The 24,402-nt window shown below is 37.9% G+C and carries 24 protein-coding genes and 1 riboswitch; of the genes, 9 read left to right on the top strand and 15 right to left on the bottom strand.

Annotated elements, in window-relative coordinates:
• Position 1: 1 nt before the first annotated feature.
• A complete protein-coding gene (locus ABXH06_RS12870; protein ID WP_353518496.1) occupies positions 2–1,867 on the bottom strand; it encodes a tetratricopeptide repeat protein in 1,866 nt (621 codons plus the stop codon).
• 131 nt (positions 1,868–1,998) lie between these two features.
• Positions 1,999–2,081: riboswitch (cyclic di-GMP riboswitch) on the top strand.
• Between the two features lie 85 nt (positions 2,082–2,166).
• Positions 2,167–3,936, bottom strand: coding sequence for a DUF885 domain-containing protein (locus tag ABXH06_RS12865; RefSeq protein ID WP_353518495.1), 1,770 nt, complete (start codon positions 3,934–3,936; stop codon positions 2,167–2,169).
• A 233-nt stretch (positions 3,937–4,169) separates the two neighbouring features.
• On the opposite strand from ABXH06_RS12865, the gene ABXH06_RS12860 reads away from it, so the two are divergent.
• Entirely contained in the window at positions 4,170–5,180 is a 1,011-nt protein-coding gene (locus tag ABXH06_RS12860) for a GGDEF domain-containing protein (RefSeq protein ID WP_353518494.1), read from the top strand.
• Here ABXH06_RS12860 and ABXH06_RS12855 read toward each other — a convergent pair.
• The gene (locus ABXH06_RS12855) at positions 5,155–5,637 is read right to left on the bottom strand and encodes a 2-thiouracil desulfurase family protein (protein WP_353518493.1); all 483 of its coding nucleotides are present in this window, start codon (positions 5,635–5,637) and stop codon (positions 5,155–5,157) included. The two genes, ABXH06_RS12860 and ABXH06_RS12855, sit on opposite strands and share 26 nt — an antisense overlap.
• A gap of 1 nt (position 5,638) precedes the next feature.
• Positions 5,639–5,938 carry a DUF3630 family protein gene (locus tag ABXH06_RS12850; RefSeq protein ID WP_353518492.1) on the bottom strand — a complete coding sequence of 100 codons (300 nt, stop codon included), beginning with the start codon at positions 5,936–5,938 and terminating at the stop codon, positions 5,639–5,641.
• Between the two features lie 136 nt (positions 5,939–6,074).
• On the opposite strand from ABXH06_RS12850, the gene ABXH06_RS12845 reads away from it, so the two are divergent.
• Positions 6,075–6,374 carry a c-type cytochrome gene (locus ABXH06_RS12845; protein ID WP_311584958.1) on the top strand — a complete coding sequence of 100 codons (300 nt, stop codon included), beginning with the start codon at positions 6,075–6,077 and terminating at the stop codon, positions 6,372–6,374.
• Between the two features lie 95 nt (positions 6,375–6,469).
• Here ABXH06_RS12845 and recQ read toward each other — a convergent pair whose 3' ends face one another.
• Positions 6,470–8,248, bottom strand: coding sequence for a DNA helicase RecQ (gene recQ / locus ABXH06_RS12840; protein ID WP_311585094.1), 1,779 nt, complete (start codon positions 8,246–8,248; stop codon positions 6,470–6,472).
• 155 nt (positions 8,249–8,403) lie between these two features.
• Between recQ and ABXH06_RS12835 the strand changes: the two genes are divergently transcribed.
• Both ABXH06_RS12835 and rarD read left to right on the top strand, forming a co-directional pair.
• Entirely contained in the window at positions 8,404–8,859 is a 456-nt protein-coding gene (locus ABXH06_RS12835; RefSeq protein WP_311584961.1) for a thioesterase family protein, read from the top strand.
• A gap of 116 nt (positions 8,860–8,975) precedes the next feature.
• Positions 8,976–9,902 carry an EamA family transporter RarD gene (rarD, locus tag ABXH06_RS12830; protein WP_353518491.1) on the top strand — a complete coding sequence of 309 codons (927 nt, stop codon included), beginning with the start codon at positions 8,976–8,978 and terminating at the stop codon, positions 9,900–9,902.
• A 96-nt stretch (positions 9,903–9,998) separates the two neighbouring features.
• Here rarD and ABXH06_RS12825 read toward each other — a convergent pair whose 3' ends face one another.
• Genes ABXH06_RS12825 through ABXH06_RS12795 form a run of 7 tightly spaced genes read right to left on the bottom strand, consistent with a single transcriptional unit; the run spans position 9,999 to position 17,240 of the window.
• On the bottom strand, positions 9,999–11,246 hold the full coding sequence (locus tag ABXH06_RS12825; RefSeq protein ID WP_353518490.1) for a diguanylate cyclase: 1,248 nt from the start codon (positions 11,244–11,246) through the stop codon (positions 9,999–10,001).
• 15 nt (positions 11,247–11,261) lie between these two features.
• Positions 11,262–13,451 (bottom strand): DNA helicase II, encoded by a 2,190-nt coding sequence (gene uvrD / locus ABXH06_RS12820; protein ID WP_353518489.1) that lies wholly within the window; start codon positions 13,449–13,451, stop codon positions 11,262–11,264.
• 43 nt (positions 13,452–13,494) lie between these two features.
• The gene (locus ABXH06_RS12815) at positions 13,495–14,226 is read right to left on the bottom strand and encodes an HAD-IA family hydrolase (protein WP_353518488.1); all 732 of its coding nucleotides are present in this window, start codon (positions 14,224–14,226) and stop codon (positions 13,495–13,497) included.
• Positions 14,227–14,243: 17 nt separating this feature from the next.
• Positions 14,244–14,969, bottom strand: coding sequence for a DUF484 family protein (locus tag ABXH06_RS12810; protein WP_353518487.1), 726 nt, complete (start codon positions 14,967–14,969; stop codon positions 14,244–14,246).
• The gene (gene dapF / locus ABXH06_RS12805; protein ID WP_311584979.1) at positions 14,966–15,796 is read right to left on the bottom strand and encodes a diaminopimelate epimerase; all 831 of its coding nucleotides are present in this window, start codon (positions 15,794–15,796) and stop codon (positions 14,966–14,968) included. Before dapF ends, ABXH06_RS12810 begins: the two co-directional genes overlap by 4 nt.
• 32 nt (positions 15,797–15,828) lie before the next feature.
• Entirely contained in the window at positions 15,829–17,076 is a 1,248-nt protein-coding gene (gene lysA, locus ABXH06_RS12800; protein ID WP_353518486.1) for a diaminopimelate decarboxylase, read from the bottom strand.
• A gap of 2 nt (positions 17,077–17,078) precedes the next feature.
• Positions 17,079–17,240: an LptM family lipoprotein gene (locus tag ABXH06_RS12795; protein WP_311584985.1), complete on the bottom strand. Its 162-nt coding sequence runs from the start codon at positions 17,238–17,240 to the stop codon at positions 17,079–17,081.
• A gap of 111 nt (positions 17,241–17,351) precedes the next feature.
• Between ABXH06_RS12795 and cyaY the strand changes: the two genes are divergently transcribed.
• Genes cyaY through ABXH06_RS12770 form a run of 5 tightly spaced genes read left to right on the top strand, consistent with a single transcriptional unit; the run spans position 17,352 to position 21,995 of the window.
• Positions 17,352–17,672 (top strand): iron donor protein CyaY, encoded by a 321-nt coding sequence (cyaY, locus tag ABXH06_RS12790; protein ID WP_311584988.1) that lies wholly within the window; start codon positions 17,352–17,354, stop codon positions 17,670–17,672.
• A 12-nt stretch (positions 17,673–17,684) separates the two neighbouring features.
• Entirely contained in the window at positions 17,685–18,617 is a 933-nt protein-coding gene (gene hemC, locus ABXH06_RS12785; RefSeq protein ID WP_311584994.1) for a hydroxymethylbilane synthase, read from the top strand.
• A complete protein-coding gene (locus ABXH06_RS12780) occupies positions 18,618–19,385 on the top strand; it encodes a uroporphyrinogen-III synthase (RefSeq protein ID WP_353518485.1) in 768 nt (255 codons plus the stop codon).
• A complete protein-coding gene (locus ABXH06_RS12775; protein ID WP_353518484.1) occupies positions 19,378–20,799 on the top strand; it encodes a uroporphyrinogen-III C-methyltransferase in 1,422 nt (473 codons plus the stop codon). Before ABXH06_RS12780 ends, ABXH06_RS12775 begins: the two co-directional genes overlap by 8 nt.
• Positions 20,799–21,995 carry a heme biosynthesis HemY N-terminal domain-containing protein gene (locus ABXH06_RS12770; RefSeq protein WP_353518483.1) on the top strand — a complete coding sequence of 399 codons (1,197 nt, stop codon included), beginning with the start codon at positions 20,799–20,801 and terminating at the stop codon, positions 21,993–21,995. The genes ABXH06_RS12775 and ABXH06_RS12770 overlap by 1 nt, the downstream gene beginning before the upstream one ends.
• 81 nt (positions 21,996–22,076) lie before the next feature.
• Here the strand turns inward: ABXH06_RS12770 and arfA are convergent, their stop codons facing one another.
• The 3 genes from arfA to fre form a co-directional block, all read right to left on the bottom strand.
• Positions 22,077–22,289, bottom strand: a complete 213-nt coding sequence (gene arfA, locus ABXH06_RS12765) for an alternative ribosome rescue factor ArfA (protein ID WP_311585015.1) — start codon at positions 22,287–22,289, stop codon at positions 22,077–22,079.
• Between the two features lie 38 nt (positions 22,290–22,327).
• A complete protein-coding gene (locus ABXH06_RS12760; RefSeq protein ID WP_353518482.1) occupies positions 22,328–23,560 on the bottom strand; it encodes a serine hydrolase domain-containing protein in 1,233 nt (410 codons plus the stop codon).
• Between the two features lie 100 nt (positions 23,561–23,660).
• Positions 23,661–24,356, bottom strand: coding sequence for an NAD(P)H-flavin reductase (gene fre, locus ABXH06_RS12755; protein ID WP_353518481.1), 696 nt, complete (start codon positions 24,354–24,356; stop codon positions 23,661–23,663).
• Positions 24,357–24,402 lie beyond the last annotated feature (46 nt).

The raw sequence follows: 24,402 nt of genomic DNA, 5'->3' as shown, positions 1-24,402 counted from the left end.
CCTAATTTTTATAGCTACTATACTCAGCTCGGGTTGATTCACTCAACCGAGATAAAAAGATATAAGGGTCAATATCTTGAGCACTTGGGGATTGATAATCATAACCAATTTTAATGGTAAACTCACCTAAGTTAGCAAAAAACTGCACCTTTAATGCCTCGGTTAACTGCCCAAAAAGCTCTTTCAAATATTGGCTATCTTGATGTGGACATAAAAATAAATATTCGCCCTGATTAATCAACCCAACTTGGTCAAACTCCCCGCGATATTCATTGACTAACGTTGAAATAGTGCGTGACACTTCCGCGATCACTCGTTTATTAAATTGAAACTCTAACTCTTGCCAATTATCAATTGAAAAATAACCAACCATTAACGGATATTCATATTTTCGGGCCATTTTAAAATGTTGCTGATAAAACTTTTTGGTTTGCGAAGGACTCGCCAAATAATCTAACGGCTTTTCAACCTCGTCATACTGCTGATTTAATCTTAATGCTCGTGCTCTAAACCCTAAAAACAACAATAAACAAAACAATAATCCGACGATAGAAATTAAGAAAACGATCATATTCTTTTGTTGCTGATATTTTTGCGTAAACTGATTTTTTAAATCGGTTTCTTCCGCCATACCAAGCGATAAGTCACGGCGTTTTTCTGATTCTAGTTTCTCGGCATTCATAGTGTTAAAGAGTTTTTGCTTAGAAAAACTAAATTTGTTTAACAACTCAGTGTATTTACGTTGTGCTGTGAAGGCTTTTTCGAATAATTGCTTGTTATGATACATAGTGGCTAATAATGCATATAATTCAATTTGTTCATGCGTTAATTCTACGCGATCAGCAACCAGTTCAGCTTCTTTCAAATACTGAAACGCAATGTCATCTTTTTTGAGTAATTGACTCGCTTTCGCTAAATAAATCAGGGTTGTTAAATAAGGTAAAGATAAATTTTGGCCATGAAATAGCGTTTTGGCTTTTAACAGTTGCTCGAGTGATTCTTCCGCTTTATTTTGCCGAAACAATACCTGTCCTAAGCCCATTTTTCCATAAGCAACTTTAATGGGTGCCTGTTTCTTTTCAGCCAAGGTAATAGCTTTCCAAAACCCATGATGAGCATCATCTAAACGCCCTAAACTCAAGTAAGATCTAGCTAAATCGGTATAGGTACTTTCAATATTATTGACTTTCGACAAATCGTATCTAAGTTTCAAAATTCGATTATACAAGGTCACGGAGGTTTGATAATCGCCCGTATAAAAATAGGCACTAGCTAACACATTTAAGACAGCGAGGTGGTCAGAAAATTCTTGATGCTGGGTTAGATATTGTTTGACTCGTTCTAGATCAGAAAACGCTTGTTGATGATTCAAGTTTAAAGCATTGGTCATTGAACGATAACTTAAAGCTTGCACTAAAAATTTAGGGTTGTTTAATTGTGTCGCTAGATTGACTGACTCTTCCGCCATTTGTTGCGCTTGTTTAAACTTGCCACGAAAGTAATAACCTGAGGTTATTTTCAATATTAACGTCAACCGTAACGTGACATCAATATTAGTTAAACTTTCGCCATCAAGCGAAAACTGCATGGCGCGAGATAAGTCTCCTTTATTTGTTGCGGCATCAGCTAATAAGCTAAACACTTTACCAACGGTATTGTTATCATAAAACGTTCTATTTTGAATAATATCCTGAGACAGTTGCACGACTTCATCGTTATCTAAAAGTTCAGGGTCGATTAAAAACAAGCGCTCTACTTTCGCAATATTCTGCTCAATATCGGTTAAATTTTCATCCGCCGCATAGCTTTTGACCACAATACCAAGCTGGAGTAACAAAAAAAATAATAATAATTTTTTTACAGACATGTAGGAATTTTTCTCGTTTTTCAATCAGTTAAAAAATATTTTTTTACGCCTTATGCTTCTGATCAAGCAATATCAATGATAAAGGTTTACAAGCAAACTTCATAGCTTATAATGTTTTCAGAGCTTCTAAAGCTCGATAAGGGCAAATCTAGCGAAAGCTAGAGACGCAAAGTTACCGGTCTAAAGGGAAACCTATGATAGCGGAACTACCAAATTTAGATATAGTGGGGGCTTGTCTATATTTAGCAGACTCTATCTATTTCCTGCTGTGTACTTTGCGTGCTTCCCTTGTCCCTTACTTATTTACCGTCCTTAGGTAACTCTTTCTCAGTAATATATTGGTTTATCACTTGTTCCAACATAGATAACGGCATTGAACCATTTTTTAGTACTTCGTCATGAAACTCTCGTAAGTCGAATGCGACACCTAAAGTGTCTTCGGCTTTTTTACGCAGTCTTTTAATGGTAAGTTCACCAATTTTGTACGAAAGTGCCTGACCTGGCCATGAAATGTAGCGATCTATTTCGGTTTTTACATTATGTAATGATAAAGCCGTATTATCAGCTAAAAATGACATTGCACGATCTCGACTCCAATTTTTGCTATGCATACCTGTATCAACCACTAATCGACACGCTCGCCACATTTCATAAGTGAGGCGGCCAAAGTCGCTATAAGGGTCTTGATAAAAACCGGCTTCAATACCTAAAAATTCAGAATATAACCCCCAGCCTTCGCCAAAAGCAGAAATATAAGTACTGTTTCGAAATTCCGGCACATTTTTCATTTCCTTGGCCAAAGAACCTTGTAAATGATGACCTGGAACTGCTTCATGTAAAGTTAGTGCTTCAAGTACATAAAGCGGACGACGGTCTAAACGGTATGTATTGACCCAGTAATTACCCGGCTGATCTTCTCTTGAAGGTCCAGCGTAACGACCCGTTGTATATTTAGGGGCAATGCTTGCAGGTACAGCCATAACACCATAGGGTGTGCGAGGTAATTTTTTAAATAATTGCGGTAATTTAGCGTCCATTTTTTTTGCGATAAATGACGCTTCTTTCAATAACTCTTCTGGCGTTGTTGCATAAAACTGAGGATCGGTACGTAAAAACTCAACAAAACTAGCAAAATCACCTTGATAACCTACATTGCGAATGATTTGTTCCATTTCAGCTCGAATGCGCGCGACTTCTTCCAGACCCTTTTGATGAATCTCATCCGCAGACATAGTTAACGTCGTGTAATGTTCGACCCTATTTTTATAATAATTATCACCATTGGGCAGTGAATTTGCTGCAATGTTTTGACGACCATTGGGTTGATAAACATTCACCATATAATCATAGAATTTCTGATAACTAGTGTTGACTTTTTCGCGGATAATTTGCTGAGCTTGCGCTCTTAAATCAGCCTTAAGGCTTGCGGTAAAATGATCAGGCATTTTTTTAAAAGGTTGGTAAAACTCACTCTCTGTCACATCCTGTTTAATATAAGCTTTAATAGATTCTTCAAAACCAATAAGTACTACGGCCGGTTGGGTAATACCTTCTTTGATACCCAAATCCATCCACGCCATTTGCTGATCAAAATATGTTGGCAGAGCAGCCATGCGCTTTAAGTAATCTTGATAATCTTGCTCAACTTTAAATTGTACACGGCTACGTATCCAACTGATCCCCACATGAAATCCGGACTCTGCAGTGAGCGGCATGTAATGTTCTTTATTGACATAACTATCTAATTGATTTTTTATTTTATAGGCCAGAACTGACCAATTAATTTGATCACTTTGAGTCAAACTCTCACGATTAATTTTTAATAATTTTTGATAAATCTTTTTCTTACCTTGGTAGTTTTTTAATAACACTTGCGGAGAAAGATCAGGCAAACGCGCATTATTATCCGCAACACCCGGTTGGCTAAATGGGCTCAATGTTTTTTGATATTGATGATATTCATTAATCACTTCGCGAAGCGCTAAACTGTTCCATCGGCTAGTATCTTTTGGTAATTGACCACAAGCGGTTAATAGGAAAAGGCAAAAAAAAGAGATCAGATATTTCATTATTATTGTTCAAAGTAAAATTATGACTCCACTTTATCAAAAATTTTCCCTGATGAAAGCTCAAGTTTCAGAATATAAATTTGAAAATATGTACAATAATGCAAAAAAAATGCATTTATTAACAAAATATTAATAATTATTGGGAAATTACTATAGAAGTTTATATAAAATTACTAGAGAATAACCTTAATAACAATAATAAAACTGTAGTATGAAATAGAGGTTTGGCAGTAGTGAAGCATCATGACACCATTGAACAAGCAGATCAAAAGCTCGCCTTAGCTATCAAACAATTACAGCTTTGGCATTTACCTGCCACGCCAATAAATTATGCCGTTGGTTACGAGTTTGTTAATAAAAAAAATTCCGCGCTAATCTCTCAAATAAAACAACATTTAAGTCTTGGTAAAAAACTCGATAATTATTTTATTAATGAAATTTTTCAGCTGCATGTCTTAGGGCAAGGAAGTTTTAGAGACGATATTATCACCGATATCGATGAGTTAATTACCGATGTTCAAAGCAGTAATCAACATTCGGTAAAATATGCCAACGGTTTAATTGAAAAGATTGACGACAGTGTTACTCATTTAAAATCGAATAATCGCCAAAAAATCAACCATGCTATCCAGCAAATTGAAAATGCCTCAAAATCATTTAAGCAAAAGCAACAACAGCTCGCGAAGCAATTATTGATTTCGAAAAAACAATCATTGTCTTTGCAAAGTGAATTAGAAGAAGTCAAAAAAGAAATATACCTTGACCCACTGACTGGCTTATTTAACCGTAAAGCATTAAGCAAACATTTAGATCAATGGACCACTGAAGACCCCCATAAGCATGTCGCCGCTATTGTTGTCAGTGTTGATAAATTAGCACATGTAAACGAGAAGTTTGGTAATTTAATCAGCGATGTACTTCTGTCAAAAATTGCCAATAAAGTTGGAAGTTATGTTGGTGAAAGTGGCTTGCCTATTCGCTCTGGGCAAGATGAGTTTTTAATTTTATTACCGGAAGTTGAACGCACCGTGGCAGGTGAAATAGCGGAGAAGATACGTCAAGGTGTTGAAAAATTACGCTTTGTAAGCAGTAAATCAGGTATAAGACTCCCACAAATGACAGTCTCTCTAGGCGTAAATGATTTTAAAGTTTCTCAAAACGCTCAAACGGTGATCAATTATACCCGAAGTTTAGTCACTGATATGCAACGAAGTGGCGCTAATGCGGTGATGGTTTCTCACTAAAACTAGCGAGTTCAGCAATTAAAGCCGTTATATTATTCTCTGAAAATACCCGCACACCATGTTGTCTTAATAACTTAGTTGTAACTCCCTCTCCACTCATTTTTTCTTGCGTAAATGTGCCATCATAAATCGTGGTACTTCCACAAGAAGGGCTTGATTCTTTTAACAGTGCAAATCGAATATGATGTTGTTGGCAAAGGGTTAAAGCACGTTGTGCACCTTTGTTAAATTGTGCTGAAACATCAACACCATCACAAGTTAAGATACGTTGACTCTTAGCTTGAATTTCAGCGGGCTGTCTTGGTACAGGCAAACCGCCCGCAATTTCAGGACAAAAACTGACGACTTGTTTGTTGTGTATCCAGCTCAATAAGCTTTGATTTAACAACTGTTGGCTCGTACCGTCGTACCGTACTTTTTCACCGAGAAAACACGCACTCACTAATATTTTTATCATATTATTTCAGATTCATTAACTGATACAATTTGGCTAATAATGCCGCACTATCATGCTCAGGGCATTCTATCCAAATAGATTGACTGTAGCATTCAAAGTTTAATGTAAAATCATGTTGCTGCCATTTAAATCTTACGGATGCTAAATCAGCCCCTTGCGAGTATTCTACTTTTTGTAAAATGACATATTGCTGAAAATATCGCTCAACCATTGATGTTAAGTCGTCTTGTGACCAATCATAGTGGCAGTCTACAATAATCGCTGTCGAAGTGATTGCTTTACAGGTAAATGTTATATTCACGTAATTGCTTGTCCAATATCAATAAACTTGCTTTTTCCCGCATATAATACAAAAAAACTTAAGACAGTTTCGCTCTTTTCTCATATAATCGAGAAAGAGCTATAAAAATTTTAAATTGACTAAGAGAGATAACGTTATGAAAAAACTTACTTTGGCTATTGCAGCTACAGTGATGATTGCGTCTCCTGCATTTGCTGGTGATGTGGATGCTGGAAAAGCTAAATCAGGTACGTGTGCGGCCTGTCATGGCGCAGCAGGTATTTCAGCAATTCCTATGTACCCTAACTTAGCGGGTCAGAAAGAAGTTTATATTGCTAAACAATTAAAAGACTTCAAAGCAGGCAAACGTAAAGATCCAGTGATGGGTGCGATGGCAATGCCTTTATCTGATGACGATATTGCTAACCTTGCTGCTTACTACTCTAGCTTAAAATAATTGCTCTTGTTAAGTTCAAGAAAAGCGTTCTTTTGAACGCTTTTTTTATGCTCAACTGTTTAATCATTTCGTATTGAGATTCATGAATTAAGCGCTTAATTTACATGTTCTTTGATTAAGGCTAAAAAAGGCTGACCGTATCTTGATAATTTCGTATCACCAATGCCGTTAATATTTAACATTTCATGGCTTGTCACTGGTTGATATTTGGCAAGCTCAGATAACGTTGCATCGTTAAATACAATATAAGGTGGAATATCTTCTGCATCGGCAATTTCTTTTCTCAAGGTACGTAACTTGGCAAAGAGCTTACGATCATAGTTCGATGTTTCTGCCGTTTTACGCCAATAACTCGCTTTTTGTAGACGAGGAGTGGCGAGCAACAAAGGTTGCTCACCTTTTAAGATAGAGTGAGATGCTTGGGTTAAACAAAGGGCAGAGTGGTTAGCGATGTCTTGCTGTAAAAACCCAAGATGAATGAGTTGTCGAATAATCGCATGCCAATAACTCAATGTTTTATCTTTACCAATCCCAAAGGTTGATACTTTATCGTGGCCTTGTTGCTTAATTTTTTCTGTTAATTGTCCGCGTAACACACTAATTGTGTGCTCAACACCACCTTGTTGGTTTATACGATAAACGCATGACAACACTTTTTGGGCCGCTTCAAGACCATCAAATTGACTTGGAGGATCTAAACAGATGTCACAATTTCCACAACCCGTTTGCGTGTATTCGGCAAAATAATTTAATACTAATTGTCTCCGACACGTTTGTGCTTCTATAAAGCCGGTAACTGCACTAAAACGTTGTATTTCAACATGCCTTCGTTGCAGATTTTCCCCTTGCTCAATGCGCTTATTAATTCGTTGCGCATCATTTTCATCATAGAGAAATAGCGCTTCTGCAGGTAAACCATCTCGCCCAGCTCGACCAATTTCTTGGTAATAAGACTCTAATGTTCTAGGTGGTTCAAAATGAATAACAAAACGAACATTTAATTTATTGATCCCTAAGCCAAAAGCAACCGTGGCAATCACCACTTGAATATTGTCTTTGGCAAAACTTTCTTGCACAGTGTTTCTTATTTCAACTTCCATGCCCGCATGATATGCGGCGCAACTTATCCCTGCCTCAGCCACTGATTTCGCCAGCTTTTCTACTTGCCAGCGACTATTGCAATATATGATGCCAGAGTCATTTTTTCGTTTTTTTACATAACTGATAATTTGCTGCGTTCCTTGAAATTTATCTGCCATGGTTAACCGAATATTGGGGCGATCAAAACTATCTAAGTGTATATAAGGGTCAGTTAAATTTAATTGTTGTAGTATATCTTTCCGAGTAGTGACATCTGCCGTTGCGGTTAAGGCAAGTACAGGTATATCAGGAAATTGCTCTTTGATAATATTTAATCGCGTATAAGCGGGTCGAAAATCATGGCCCCATTGTGAAATACAATGTGCTTCATCAATGGCAAATAATTGAATCGGTAAACTATGCAAACCTTGCATAAAGTAATAATTACTTAAACGCTCAGGAGCTATGTAGAGAAGTTGAATTTCGCCAGCTGCTAACTGTTGAAAAATTTGATTAATATCGCTTTGCTCAAGACTTGAATTAACATAGGCGGCGCTAATTCCTTGTCGTTTAAGCGCATCGACCTGATCTTTCATTAAAGCAATAAGGGGCGAAATAACAATAGTAATACCGGAGAAAATAGTGGCAGGTAATTGATAACATAATGACTTCCCGCCCCCTGTTGGCATTAACACAAGGCTATCTTTACCTTGTAAGACTTGTTGGATAATTTCTTGCTGACCTTTGCGAAAAGAGGTGTAACCAAAATAATGCTTTAGCTTGTCAAGTAACATAGTATCAGGGGAGTTTTGCGCAAGGTTTGTCAACGAAATTTCATCTTCAATTGTAAGTTGCCGTATTTTACCTGAATGAACGAGCAATAAGAAAAATTTATTTCTGATTCATTCAGTGTTATCCTCTGAAGACAACTCATCAGACCAGATAGATTATGGAAAAAAAAGATATTTACCAGCAAATCATAAATTTTTGGAATAATGATATGCCGTTTAATCGTTTACTTGGTTTAGAGATTCAGCAATTCGATAAAGAGCAATCTGAAGTCAGGTTTCTTTGGCAAGATAAACTCATTGGTAACCCGATCCAAAAAATCCTCCACGGTGGTGTAACCGCCACAGTATTAGATATAGCGGGTGGTGTTGTTGCAGCTGCAAATATCATTGAACAATTAGATAATTTATCCCCAGAAAATATTCATTATAATTTACGTAAATTAAGCACCATTGATCTCAGAACTGATTTTTTACTTCCTGGTAAAGGTGAAGTATTTATAGCAACGGCTCGTATTATCAGAAGTGGGAGTAAAGTGGCGGTTGCGCGTATGGAATTACATAATGAAAAAAATGACCATATCGCCTTTGGAACAGGCACTTACATGGTAGGTTAACGACTAAAGTGCACTTTAGTTTACATCTGTTTTATTAAATTATATCAAGATGATAAGTCGTTACGAGTCATCCTCATGTTATCATAAAGATCACTCGCTATTTTTCGATACTTTTTATGAACAACCAACCAAATAACGACACTCGTAACGGTGTACTCAATGCTATAAGCGCTTACTTCCTTTGGGGGTTAGCGCCTATTTATTTTAAGCTTATTAAGGAAGTTTCTCCCGATGAAATCATGATTCATCGCATTGTTTGGTCTTGTCTTTTATTGTTTATTTTCATTCTTGCTTCTAAAAAATTACCTGCTCTTATTACCATTCTTAAACAACCAAAAGTGCTCGTGAAGCTCTCAATCACCGCAACTTTTCTCGCGGTAAATTGGTTCATGTTTATTTGGGCAGTTAATAATGATCATTTATTAGATGCTAGTTTAGGTTATTTTATCAACCCTTTATTTAGCGTGGCTTTAGCCGTGATTTTTTTAGGCGAACGATTACGAAAATGGCAAATAGTTGCGGTGGCATTAGCCATCATTGGAGTATTAATACAATTAATTTACATAGGCTCTTTACCTATAATTTCACTCGCTTTAGCCGGAACTTTTGGAATTTACGGACTATTGCGTAAGAAACTATCGATTGACTCATTTATTGGCTTATTACTTGAGTCGGCTTTAATGTTACCTTTTGCCTTAATTTATTGGCAGTTTTTTGTCAGTAGTGGCACCACGAATATGTTCAACAATAGCGTGTCTTTAAATACATTGCTGATTTTTGCCGGCGTTGTAACCACAGCACCATTATTATGCTTCACGGCGGCTGCGAAACGCTTAACCCTATCAACTGTCGGTTTCTTCCAATATATTGGTCCAAGTATGATGTTTATTCTCGCTATCAGCTATTATCATGAAGCATTAGTGATAGAAAAGTTGATCACCTTCGGCTTTATTTGGACGGCGCTATTTATTTACAGTATTGATTCGTTTAAAGCGCATAAACAAAAGAGAAAATTAGCTGGATTACAAACAGCGAAAGATTGATAGGTATGGATGGGAAAAATCAAGTACTTGATACGATTATCAAAATGATTCAGAGCATTGTGCTCCAGAAAAACTCACGTATTAAATCGTTGTTGTTTATTGGTCAAAAATGACAATTTGATTTCTACCATTTTCTTTGGCGTTATAGAGTGCTAAATCGGCCTGGTTTAGCTGTTCCTCTATACTTAAAACACTATTAAAAATAACACCAACACTCACAGTAACGTTAATTTGATGCGCTTCGTGATTAATTTCGTCAGTTGCAATAGCTTCGCGAAAAGCGTCCAATTGATTATATATTTGCCCTTGATCTGCCCCTGATAATAAAATGACAAACTCCTCTCCGCCAAATCGAGCAAGTGAACATCCGTTAAAATGATTTCTCATTTCATGGGCTAACATTTTTAAAATATGATCGCCGGCTTCATGACCATAGGTATCATTAACTTTTTTAAAATAATCAATGTCTAACATTGCTAAGCCATAAGCCTTTTTTTGTTGCGCAAAGGACTCAAGCGCGCTTTTGGCCTCCTTAAAAAAGGCGCGTCTATTTGGCAGATCTGTTAAATAGTCGGTATTGGCTGCTTTACGAATTCTTTCAATATTGTGTAAATTTTCAATATGTTGTGTTATTCGACAATAAAATTCTTCAGGACAGAATGGTTTACGAATAAAATCATCAGCACCGTTTTTAATAATGCGAGCCGAATAATTAACGTTATCAGCCCCTGATATGCCTATTACCGACATTTGATCACGGTTATACCGCTTTCTTATTTCATTGGTCAGTTCAATACCATCCATGTTCGGCATTTCAAGGTCAGTGATCACCATTTTAATATCATTATGGTTTTTTATGATTTCAAGCGCTTGTTCACCGCCTTCAGCCACATAGACAGTAAAATTACGTCTTTTTAATAACTCATGGATATGATTTCTTGCCGTCCGAGAATCATCAACAACTAGCACGCCTATGCCAATGTTGGCACTTTGCCAATATAAAATACGCTTTAAATACATAAAAGCTTGGCTATTTTCTTTAGGGATATAATCTATAACAGGCTGAGCAAGAATTTTTTGGCGAGTTTCATCATCCATTCTGCCGGTCATCACAACACCAGGAATACCATGAGAAAGTATCGATTCGATCGCCTCACCATTTTCAGCATCTGGCAGGGCATAATCAATTGTAGCGGCAAAGAACTCTGTTTTACTTTGCAAAAGTTTTTTCACTTCAGCGTGACTTACCGCAACGGTGACGATATAGCCTAGCGACTCACCAATTTTTTTAATGATACTGACAATGGCTTTACTATCTTCAACCACTAAAAGATTTTTTGACATACTACCTACATATTTTTATAACGCTTGTAAATTAGCATAGGCTACTACTAACCATTTGCTACCTACTTCAGCAAAATTTACTTGAATGCGGCTTTGTGCACCATTGCCTTCATAATTTAATACCACACCTTCACCAAACTTTTGATGTAAAACCGACTGCCCTAACTTAAAGCCTGAATTATCAAAAGACTCTAATGTAATTGTATTCGCAAATCGTCCGGTACTTGCAGGTCGAGATACTTGGCTTTGCAGTCGTATTTCATCAACACATTCACTTGGTAATTCACGTAAAAATCGACTAGGTTTATGATACTTTTCTTGCCCATATAAACGACGACTTTCTGCATGACATAAATATAGCTTTTCCATTGCCCGTGTCATACCAACATAACATAAGCGTCGCTCTTCTTCTAATCGACCAATTTCTTCTACCGATTGCTGCGAAGGAAACATGCCTTCTTCAAGGCCAGCAATAAACACCAACTTAAACTCTAAGCCTTTCGCTGAATGCATAGTCATCAGTTGTACGGCAGGTTCATAATCATCGGCTTGCGACTCTCCTGACTCTAGCGCTGCATGCGTTAAAAATCCAGTTAACTGGCTTTGCTCATCTTCTAGTTCAGGATCCATTTCAAACGTTTGACAAGCCGTGACTAACTCATTTAAGTTTTCAATTCTCGCTTCAGCACGTTCGCCTTTTTCAGCTTGATACATAGCTTTTAAACCACTGTGCTGAATAACAAAGTTTGCCTGTTGGTCTAAATCCAGATTACCAGAATCATCTTCCAATTGATCAATTAAGTCGACAAAGGTTTGAATAACTTTAGCACTACGACCTTTTAATTCGTTGTTTTGTAACATGGTTTGACATGCCTGCCACAACGTCACTTCAAGACTACGCGCGGCGTCTCTCACTAAGGCAACCGTAGTATTACCAATACCACGCGTTGGTGTGTTAATAATTCGTTCAAAAGCCGCATCGTCATCTCGGTTATTGATCAAGCGTAAATAAGCCAAGGCATCTTTAATTTCTTGGCGTTCGAAAAATCGCAAACCACCGTAAATTCGATAAGGTAATTTCGCTTGTAATAAAGCTTCTTCTAATAAACGCGATTGAGCATTACTGCGATATAAAATGGCCACATCATCTAAAGAATCATCACTGGATGATAAATCTCGTTTTAACCATTCAGTAATTCTACCGGAGATAAAACGTGCTTCATCTATTTCATTAAAGGCGGTGTACACTGAAATTTTTTCGCCAGCATCGTCTTTCGTCCATAAATCTTTGCCTAATCGGCCATTATTATTGGCAATTAACTGATTAGCTGCGGTTAAAATATTTGCTGTAGAACGATAATTTTGTTCCAACCTGATCGTTTGAGCATTTTCAAATTCTTTTAAAAAACGCTGAATATTTTCAATTTTTGCACCACGCCAGCCATAAATAGACTGATCATCGTCACCGACAATCATGACTTTACTTTGCTCGCGGCCCAGCATATTTAGCCACGCATATTGAATCGCATTAGTATCTTGAAATTCATCCACTAACACGTGTGAAAAACGCTGTTGATAATGCTGTAATAGTGCAGGGTTATTTAGCCATAATTCGTGCGCTCGCAATAAAAGTTCAGCAAAGTCGACTAAACCCGCTCGATCACATGCGTCTTGGTAACCTTGATAAACTTTTACAAAGGTTTCTTCTGTCGGATCATAATGGGTTTCAATATGTTTGGGACGTAATCCTTCATCTTTTTTACCGTTGATATACCATTGCATTTGTTTGGCAGGCCAACGCTTTTCATCTAAGTTTAACGCACGAATAATTCGTTTCACTAACCTAAGTTGATCATCAGAATCTAAAACTTGAAACGATTGAGGCAAGTTTGCTTCTTGAAAATGCATTCGCAGTAAACGATGCGCTAATCCATGGAAAGTTCCAATCCACATGCCATGAATATTACCGCCGACAGTTTGTTCAACCCTAGCACGCATTTCAGCCGCGGCTTTGTTGGTAAAAGTTACCGCTAAAATACTGTGAGGAGAAGCATGTTCAACTTTCATCAACCATGCAATTCTTTGTACTAAAACACGAGTTTTACCACTGCCAGCGCCCGCTAAAACCAACATATTTTGCAAAGGAGCAGCAACAACATCACGTTGCTTGTCGTTTAATGCATCAAGTAATTCTGATACGTCCATAAGGTAAAAACTCGAAATAAAAAATTAAAAGAAAGTAAGGTAATTATATACTGGTTATCAGTCGCTGTAATTCAACAACATCAGTTAATTCCATAGTCGGTAAAGCAGTTATTGGCTGTCCCACATCATAACTAGACACCCAAGCCGTTTGACAGCCAAAACGTATAGCGCCATAGACATCATTGACACCGCAATCCCCCACATGTAACAACTGAGCGGGTTGAATATTAAATTGCTGACAAGTACGTTGAAACATATCAGCGTCTGGCTTTTGTTTTAACTGCAACCCTTGATGTGCACCTGCATGATAAATCGCATCAAAATACTGATGAATACCAATGGCCTTAGTATCGACATTGCCATTACTTATCGCAATGATAGGCCACTGTTTTTTCAATTGTTTAAGTAAATGATGAACAGGCTCAGGCACGGTAAAATTACTGCGCTGCTTTACAAAATAGCTTAATGCTTGTTCTGCCATGTTCATCGCGACGGTTGATGAAAACCCTAATGATTGAATACCTAAATAATAACTTTGTAAGCGTAATGCCCCAACATCATGAGATAATGTTGCGTCTAAATTGAGTGCTTGCGTTCGAAAAGTGTACCAAAAATGATAATCATACTCGCCATTCGGGTGATCCGGTAATTGATGTGCAAAGTACCTGATCATTTTAGCATCAGTTGCCATCATCACAGGAAAATTACTGTATAGCGTATCATCTAAATCAAAACTGATCGCTTTAATGGGGGTGAGTCGACGATAAAAACGCATTGCAATAATAAGCAGCTTTAGGCTACAAATAGATGTTGATACAGTAACTTAGCTACCAATTTTCTAAACTGGCTTAATAATAAGGTATCCATTCTCGGATCAAAATGCTCTGCGTCTTTACTGCTTATCGCTAAAAAGCCAATTACTTGTTGATGATGCACAAGCTTGATCAAAACCACTGAGCCTTCACATTGCTCTGAAAACACTAATTCTTGTTCACTTTGTTGGATACGCCCGAAATAATACTCATCTTTCGTTAAGCGATTTTGTAAGACCCCGCCACAATCTTTATTAATTAAACAACTGTGCGCTAGTGTGACTGGTTGATTAAGCCATAATTTAAAATCAGATAAAGATAGTAACTCAGTTGTGGCTTGATATAAGCAATCAAGCAATTCATCAGCAGAATGACAATCTAACAAGCGCAAATATAGATCACTATACAAGGCAAATAATTGTTCATTCTGGTTAGCAATTGCCATTAATTGGGTTATTTCTTCTTCTAAACCATGCACTTTTTGACGAAGTTGCTGTTGTTGACGCTCAACCAAAGACACTGTCCCTCGTTGATTATCATGTAAACGCAAACTGGTCACTAATTGTGGCTGACGATTAAAAAACTCAGGATTTTCTTCTAAAAAGCTGACAATAATATCGTCTGACAAGGTGATTTCTTCGGTTTGCAGTAGTTGTTGATTTGCTAACATTTCTGCGGTGACTGCTTGTTCTTTTTCGTTACTCATAATTGTATCTGTCCATCAAAAACATGTACGGCAGGCCCGGTCATCTTCACGGGGTTTCCTGGTCCTTTCCAATAAATACGTAATTTTCCGCCTGGTAGTTCTACGGTCACTTGCTTGGCTAATTTTTTCTGAACTTGGCCGATGACCACCGCGGCACAAGCGCCACTGCCACAAGCTAAAGTTTCGGCCGCACCACGTTCATAAACGCGTAATTTGACATATTCAGGCGAAACCACCTCCATAAAACCAACATTAACCCCTTTAGGAAAACGTTCATGAATAGTTAATTTCGCTCCTAACTCGTTCACTGGCGCGGTCAACACGTCGTCAACGGTTAAAACACAATGGGGATTTCCCATTGAAACGGCACCACAAAGTACCGTATCTTCTTCACTGCGAAGAATATAAGTGCCTTCTACTTTTTGAGCAGAAAATGGGATTTTCGCTGGTTCAAACTGAGGAACAGGCATAGTCACGGTAACGTTACCATCGCGTTCAATAAATAATGTCATTTTACCCGCATGTGTAGACACACGAATTTTATTACGATTGATTAAGCCTTTCATTCGAACAAAACGAGCAAAACAACGAGCGCCATTGCCACACTGGCTCACTTCACTACCGTCTGCATTAAAAATACGGTAATGAAAGTCTAAATCGGGATCATATGGCGGCTCAACCACTAATAATTGGTCGAAACCAATGCCAAAGTTTCTATCCGCCAATTGACGGATTTGATCATTGGGTAAATAAACATTTTGGGTAACATTATCTAACACTAAAAAGTCGTTACCTAAACCCTGCATTTTCGAAAAATTTACTAACATTTACTATTCTCATTCACCACTCATTTAGAGGGTTAAGGCAATACGTTTTCACCTTGCCATAAGCTTTCAAGGGATTCACGTTGACGGATAACATACGAGTTTTCGCCATCAACCATAATTTCTGCAGCACGTGGTCGACTGTTGTAATTAGAGCTCATAGTAAAACCATAAGCACCTGAAGAACGAATCGCTAATAAGTCGCCTGCTTCAATTGCTAGTTCACGCGCTTTTCCTAAAAAGTCACCGGTTTCACACACTGGACCAACAATGTCATAAATCTTAGGTGCCACTTTCGATTGTGTTTTAACGGGAATAATCTTTTGCCATGCTTGATAGAGCGAAGGACGAATTAAATCATTCATGGCTCCGTCAACAATTGCAAAATGGCGATCTTGATTGGTTTTTAAAAACTCAACTTCTGTCACTAATATGCCTGCATTGGCCATAATTGCACGACCAGGCTCATAGATCAGAGAAATATCTCGTCCTTCAAGTTTACTTGCAATGGCTTTGGCATATTCATTAGGATGAGGAGGTTGTTCATCATCGTAACAAACCCCTAAACCGCCACCCACATCAATATGTGAAAGTTTGATCCCTTGTTCAGCTAAGTTATCAACCAGCAAAAGTACGCGGTCTAACGCGTCTAAAAATGGCTGTATTTCTGTTAATTGCGAACCAATATGGCTATCAATACCTTTAACAACAATATGTGAATACTCAGCAGCTTTTGCATAAATTTTATAGGCATCCTCAATACTGACACCAAACTTATTTTCTTTTAAGCCTGTTGAAATATAAGGATGAGTGCCTGCGTCAACGTCTGGGTTTACCCGTAATGAAATGGGTGCTTTTTTACCTAATTGCTTCGCCACGGCTTGAATTCGGTCAAGTTCAGCTTCTGACTCAACATTAAAACAATGAATGTTTTTTTCTAACGCGTATGCAATTTCATCTGATTTTTTACCAACACCAGAAAACACCACTTTACTCGCATCGCCCCCCGCTTGCAGAACTCTCGCTAACTCACCTTTAGAAACAATGTCAAATCCAGAACCCAACCGAGCCATTACATTTAAGACCGCTAAATTACTGTTGGCTTTTACGGCATAACACACTAAATGAGGGCGATCGCCAGCCGCTTGGTCAAAAGCATGCCAATGACGTTCTATGGTTGCACGTGAGTATATATATAAAGGCGTGCCGTGTGTTTTCGCTAAATCGGTAACGCTACACTCTTCGGCATATAACTGATTTTCGTTATAATTAAAAAAATCCACAACTACGGTTCCTGTTGATCGGTTGGACGGTTTTGGCTACTGGGTTCTGATGAACTATTCGCTTGTTTTTCAGAGGGTTGATATAATGGCCCAGACATACCACAACCGGATATATTCGCCAAAATCAATAAACAACCGAAAATAATTGAATTTTGTTTACGCATTTTTTGATTAATTCGATTTTTTTCCCATGATAGACGTTTTATAATCCAATGACTATAGATTACAAGCTAAACCAAACTTATCGATAAAGTTTTTCTCAAAAGGGCGAATAAATGAACGATTCACAGTATAACATCATGGCCGAAGACTTATTATTAGCACTTGAAGAGGCTATTGAAGATTGTGGTGTCGACATTGACTATGAAGGTGTTGGCGGCATGTTAACCTTAACCTTTAAAAACGCATCTAAAATCATCATTAACAAACAAGCACCATTACATGAAATATGGGTGGCAACGAAATTTAATGGTCACCATTTTCACTTTGAAAATGACCAGTGGATAGATAAACGTGGTGGTGATGAATTTTGGTCATTTATCTCGCAAGCTGTCAGCACCCAAGCAGAAGCTCAATTAACGCTTAACGCAGAATAAGTAGGAAAAAACATGACTCAAACAACGGTACGAATTGCCACCCGTAAAAGTGCGCTAGCGTTATGGCAAGCTGAATATGTTAAAGCCAAACTCGAACACTTTCATCCTGATATTCAAGTTGAATTAGTGCCAATGACCACAAAAGGTGATGTGATTTTAGACACGCCTTTAGCGAAAGTTGGTGGTAAAGGGTTATTTGTTAAAGAGCTTGAAGTAGCCATGTTAGAAAATCGTGCCGATATTGCCGTGCATTCAATGAAAGATGTACCTGTGGAGTTTCCTGACGGCTTAGGCTTAGAAGTAATTTGCCCGCGTGAAGACCCACGTGATGCCTTTATTTCAAACACAATTAACAGTTTTGATGAATTACCCCAAGGCGCGATAGTTGGTACTTCGAGTTTACGTCGCCAATGTCAAATTAAAGCCTTACGTCCTGATCTAGACATTCGTGATTTACGCGGCAATGTAAATACCCGTTTAGCGAAATTAGATAAGGGTGATTACGATGCCATTATTTTAGCAGCAGCAGGCATGATCCGCTTAAAAATGCCTGAGCGTATTCAAGAATTTATTGAACCTGAAGTCATGCTACCTGCTAATGGGCAAGGTGCGGTGGGTATTGAGTGTCGAACCAATGATCAAACAATCAAAGCATTGCTTGCGCCGCTCGGCTGTGAAACAACTCGCATTCGGGTTCTGGCTGAACGTGCGATGAACCGTGCTTTAGAAGGTGGTTGCCAAGTACCCATTGGCAGTTATGCCGTCATAGATAACAAGCAAGTGTATTTACGTGGTTTAGTCGGCGCGGTAGATGGGTCAAAAATCATCACGGATAATGTTACGGGAGATATTGCTGACGCAGAACAACTCGGCCTGACACTTGCTGAAAAATTATTAGCGCAAGGTGCTGATGTAATTTTAAAACAGGTTTACGAGCAGCAGTAAATGTCAAAACCGTTCAAGGTAGCGATCACAAGACCACAACAACAAGGCCTAGCATTACAAGATGCGCTTAATGAGGTTGGTATATCTTCTTTATGCCAACCGCTATTCACTTATCGCCTAAATACCACTCAGTTAGCCATTGCTGAGCAAGTTGAAAAACTTCAACCGAGCATAGTTATTTTTATCAGTGCAGCGGCCGTTGAATATGCCAATCAAGCATTTTCGTTATCATCTTGGATTAATAGTAAGCAGTTGATAGTCGCCGTTGGTAAAAAAACTTTAACGGCATTAACCACGTTAGGTATTCAAGCGATTTGCCCTGAACTACATAACAGTGAAGGTATTTTAGCTTTACCTCAATTTATCCCAGCTCAGATCAAGCAAAACCATAAAAATATTTTAATTGTTCGAGGTGATGGTGGGCGTGAATTTCTTGCTGAACAACTCTGTATTAGAGGCGCTGATGTCGAATACTTAGAGAGTTACCGACGCGAATGGTTAGCACTTTCTTCACAAGACCTTGACCTTTGGCAACAGGAAAATATTAATACTATTATTATTACTAGTAACGATTTATTAAAACGTGTAGTAGAATTAATAGACGTTACCGATAATTACTGGCAAAACACATGCTTATGGCTAGTAGTAAGTGAACGTATCGCACATACCGCCAAGCAACTAGGTTTAAAAAATATTGTTAACGCGCACAGTGCAAATAATCAAACAATTATCTCAACCTTGCTGAACATGGAATCAAAGAATGACTGACACTAATAAACCTAAAGACAGTGAAAATTCAGCAACAGCGTCATCATCGCCTTCTGATGAGAGTACGCAAGATAAATTAGCTAAAATTGCTGCAAGTCTCAACCAAACCACTGACTCTACCAACGTAGACTCAGCTTCAAGTTCTGTATCCGACAAACGTTCAAGCGCAGCACCAAAACACAGCTCAACTTCAACGGCTACTAGAAAAATGAAAGCAACTCAAACGTTCGAAAATAAAACATCTAAAACCGCAATTGTTGCTTTATTAATCGCAATAATCGCCATCATAGGGGTTGGGGGTGTACATTATTTACATGACAAGCAAAATAAACAACAAAGTGATGCTATTGCCCAACAATTAATTACTCTGAACACTGCTAGCGAACAACGTATTAATCAATTGATTTCAGAACAAAAATCAGCCATTGAAGCACAAGTAAATAATCAACTTAGCGCCATTACCGAGCAAAGCGAAGACCGCATTACACAATTAACAACACAACTCGAGGCACTGAAACAAAATCAACCAAGCGATTGGTTAATTCATGAAGCGGAATATTTAATTCGTATTGCAAGTAGAACTATCTGGTTAGAGCATGACACAACGGCAGCCATCAATTTATTACAAGATGCCGATGCTCGCATTAAAGAATTAAATAATCCTGAGTTTTTACCGATTCGACAGCTTATTCGAGAAGACACTGTCGCTTTAAAACTGATGCCCGCCTTAGAAACTGAAGAAGTGATCTTGTCATTATTAGCTTTGACCAAACAAATTCCACAATTAAGTTTTGCGATGGCAACAATTCCAGACAGCAACAATCAAGAGCAAAGTTTAGAGTTATCTGAAAATACTGCTGATTGGCAAAGTAATCTATCGAAAACTTGGCAAAGATTTTTAGCCGATTTTATTACCGTTCGTCGCAGAGAAGGTAATGTTGAACCTTTAATGTCAGCAAAAAATCAACAACATTTGAAAGAAAATTTAGCGTTAAAACTACAACAAGCGCAATGGGCTGCTAGTGAAGAAAAGTCCTTATTATTCACTGAAACATTAGCAGATATCTCACAATGGTTGAGTGATTATTTTGATTTGGGGCACCTTGAAACCGCAAAATTTTATCAAAACATTCAACTGCTCAAAGATAAAACTATCAGTTATGATTACCCAACCAAGTTAAGTGCTTTGGGTGCCATTCGTCACATTATTGCAAATAAGTCGCAAACAACCGTTTTAGAAAATGTGATTGAAGAAAATTCAACAAATAGCCCTCAACAAACCACCATTTCTGAAGAGGGAGCAAAGGAGACTCTTCCTGAGAAACCTGTCAAGAAAGATAATATACAACCAAGTCAGCAAGCTCCTAAAACGCAAAAAGAAACTCAGCAAAAAACTATTTTAGAGGATGCCTAATGAAACGGATTATCCTACTTATAATTTTATTTTTTGCTGCGATTGCCATTAGCCCTATGCTAATAGGTGAAAAGGGTTACATTTTAATCGCGCTTGGCAACCTAACAATTGAATCTACGGTTGTGACAGCAACCTTAATGCTAGTCACGCTATTTATTATCTTGCTTATCATCATTAGAGTCATACGAGGCGGGTTTAATTTAAGCCTAGGCGCATGGAATAAATTTGCTTTTGCCAGCCAACGTAGAGCGTTACGAAACTTAAAGAAGGGCATTGCGGCCTATATTCTTGGTGATCATCAACAAGCAGAGCATTTATTGGTAAAAAGTGCCGAGCCAAGCCACTTTGAACAAATTGCCTATTTATTAGCAGCCAGTGCCGCTAATAAACAAGGTTTAACAACCAACACAAAGCACTATCTCGCTCAATTAGCGGACAATCAAGAAAACCTTAAAGATGTTGGCCTAGAATCTGTGTTAGTGACTATTCAGCTATTGATTGACAATGAAGAGTACGGCCAAGCTCGTCAGTTAATTGATAACCATCATAAACATATTGGTCATGATGATAGATTACTCGCCCAAGAAATTACCTTGAGTTTGATTGAAAATCGCTTTAGTTATGTCGTGGAACAATTAATTGCTGCAAGAAAAAGTAAAACCATCACAAATGACACGATTGAACAATGGGAAGCCACTGCATTTTTTGGTGTCTTTAATGAACAAATACAGCAACAAAATAGTGAAGCACTCAATACCTATTGGAACAATCTCGGCAGAAAAATAAAACAGCGCGAGCAAGTAGTTTTTGCCTATTGCCGTGTATTAGCAGAAAACCAAATTACTCAGCCATTAAGTAAAATTTTGCTACCGGTTATCAAAAAAGGGGCGAATGAAAAGCTATTAAAGCAAATGCGCAGTTTACCTTTAACTTCGTCAGATGAATTAATACAAGCGGTTCAAAAGCATTTACATCATGATCAACACAATGCGCAATGGTTAAGTTGTTTAGCGCATTTAGCCGCAAATTCACAACAATGGTCCATGGCTGAAAAAGCGTTTAATTCACTGGTACATTTAGCAGGTGAGCAATATGATAGGGTTGATTTAATTACCTTTGCTCACGTGCTTGAAAAGCAAAATGAGTTAACAAAAGCAATTGAAGTGTTGAATAAGTTAGTGGTTGAACACCACTAACTTATTTTCTTTTTTAGCGATATTAAAAATAACGAAAACTCTTATTTAATAAACACTTAATCATCATTAAATGATAAATAGTTAAACGGCTATTAAATAAGAGTCTTGCTTGCTTTTTCCTTTGTGTTTGTCGTTACGCTGGAAAGAACCTTTACCTTTTTTCGCTTTCACAACTTGTAACTTGTACATTTTAGACGTCACGATTGCGGCTAAAAAATTATCGTTAATAGAACCACGTCCAATGTCTGCTTGACTCGTTGGCGTAGATTTTTTACTACGTTTACTTTTACTCATTCTATTTTTCCTGTTTTGAACATTATATTGTTAAATCATCAATCCCCATAAACCAAACTAGCTCGCTTTCTTATCTCTTCAATAAGTTTATCGGTAGCAATAACGGCTTTGCTATCACTAGAGACTAGATCTGCGGCATTGGTTACTACAAAAATCGCGGTATTATTTTGTGGTCGAATAACGGCTTTTGCTAACCACATTGTATTACTACCACTATGTATTAGTACACCATCATTGATCCCCCAGCCTAACGAATAGCCTGTGCCGCTAGTATCTTGGTGCAACACTGCAAACATTTCCGCACTAAGAAAACCGTGAACACTTTCTCCTCTTGCGCCCGTTAAATGTGCCGATAGATAACGTGCCATATCAGTTAAGCTTGCATGCACAGTTCCTGCTGGGCCAATAACGGGTGGATTATCTGCTATTTCACTGTCGGATACCATAACCGCTTGCCAACTATTTCCTGATTGGCTATGGCCAACTGGCTGTTGAAAGTCACCTTCAATATCAGGCGCACCAAACCCGGTATTTGTCATATTGAGTGGTTGAAAAACATAATTATTTATTAGCAATTCCCAACTTTGCCCTGTAAGTTTTTCCATCATCGCACCCGCCACCATATAACTTAAATTACTATAGTGAAATTCTCCTCGAGCATTATTTGGCTGAAGCATTAATGCTTCTTCAACCATCTTTTGTCGTTGAATAGTGATCTCGTCATTATCTTGATAGTAATTGGCAAGGCTCGGTAAATTTTCTTCAAAACCTGCGGTATGTGAAAGTAACTCAGAAAGCTTTACCGATAAATACTGCGATTGCATGCTGTCAGACAATTCAGGATATACTTCTGCAATCGTGGTATGCCATTGTATGATATTTTCTTGAACTAACTTAGCGGCCAGTGTTGATGTCATCGATTTAGTCAGCGAGCCAACATGCCACTTATCTTCGATTGTCACTTCGTTATCACTTGTGATTGCTCTGCGACCACTCACACCAAGCTCTATTATTTCACCATCGTAAATTAATACTCCTGCTAATGCAGGTAAATTTGATTCAATACGCAAATATTCAATAATTTCGGTTAAGCGACCATCACCTGCTTCACCGGTTGCAGGTACTTGTAAAACGGGCGCGTTATCTATGTTATTCCCTACATTAGTACTCTTACTACTGCCACCACCGCAGCCAGAAACTGACACTAGTCCGAGGAAAAGCAACAAGGTGCTAAACGTTAATCGTTGTTTTGACATTGGCGTATTAAACATTAACTTTTTGCGCTCTCTTTTGGCTTGGTTTAAAAAGTAATCCAGATTAAATGAAAAACCACCTAATAAAGGTGGCTTAAAATATTACATGTTGCTTCTATTAAATATAGGCAAAAGCATCGCCATACATATGATTGATGTTTGCACCGCGGGCAATAAAATCATCACGAACCGCACCTACCATATCGAAACGGCCGGCAATATAAATATCATAATCACCTAAGTTATCAATATCTTTCATGACCACTTTATGCACCATACCAATTCGACCTTGCCAATCATCATGAGGTGTTTCAACAACCGGATTAAATTTCCCGTGAGCTAATTGCTCAATAGTTGCTGCAGTTTTCTCTAATTCATAGCAGGCACTTGGATCACGTAAGCCCCAATACACTAGAATTTCTTTTGTCGATTTTTGCTTAGCCAAATATTCAAACATTGATTTAATATACGAAAAGCCTGTACCACCAGCAATCAATAAAGCAGGTCGCTCACTTTCCGTTTTCAATGCCGCATTTCCAAGAGGTATTTCAATGGTTACTTGAGAATTTTCTTTTATAAACTCAATTACTTGCATTGGATAACTATCAGCGCCAAAAGCACCGATTTGTAATTCAATCAGATCATCACCAGGCGAACTTGCAATGGAAAAGGGTCTTTTGTCTTCATCACTCATGACAAAATTCAAATATTGTCCCGGTAAAAAGTCAACTTGTTCGGCGGGCTTTAATAATATTTTATAAACATACTCAGTTAATGCCGTAATTGACTGAACCTGACACTGTATTTCTTTCATTTATTAACCTATATATCACAGTTTTACACTGTTAAATTTAAATATT

Source organism: Thalassotalea sp. SU-HH00458, from assembly GCF_040362795.1.
GTDB lineage: Bacteria > Pseudomonadota > Gammaproteobacteria > Enterobacterales > Alteromonadaceae > Thalassotalea_H > Thalassotalea_H castellviae.
The sequence above is the reverse complement of the archived record's forward strand: the minus strand, read 5'-3'. Positions and strand labels throughout refer to the sequence as shown.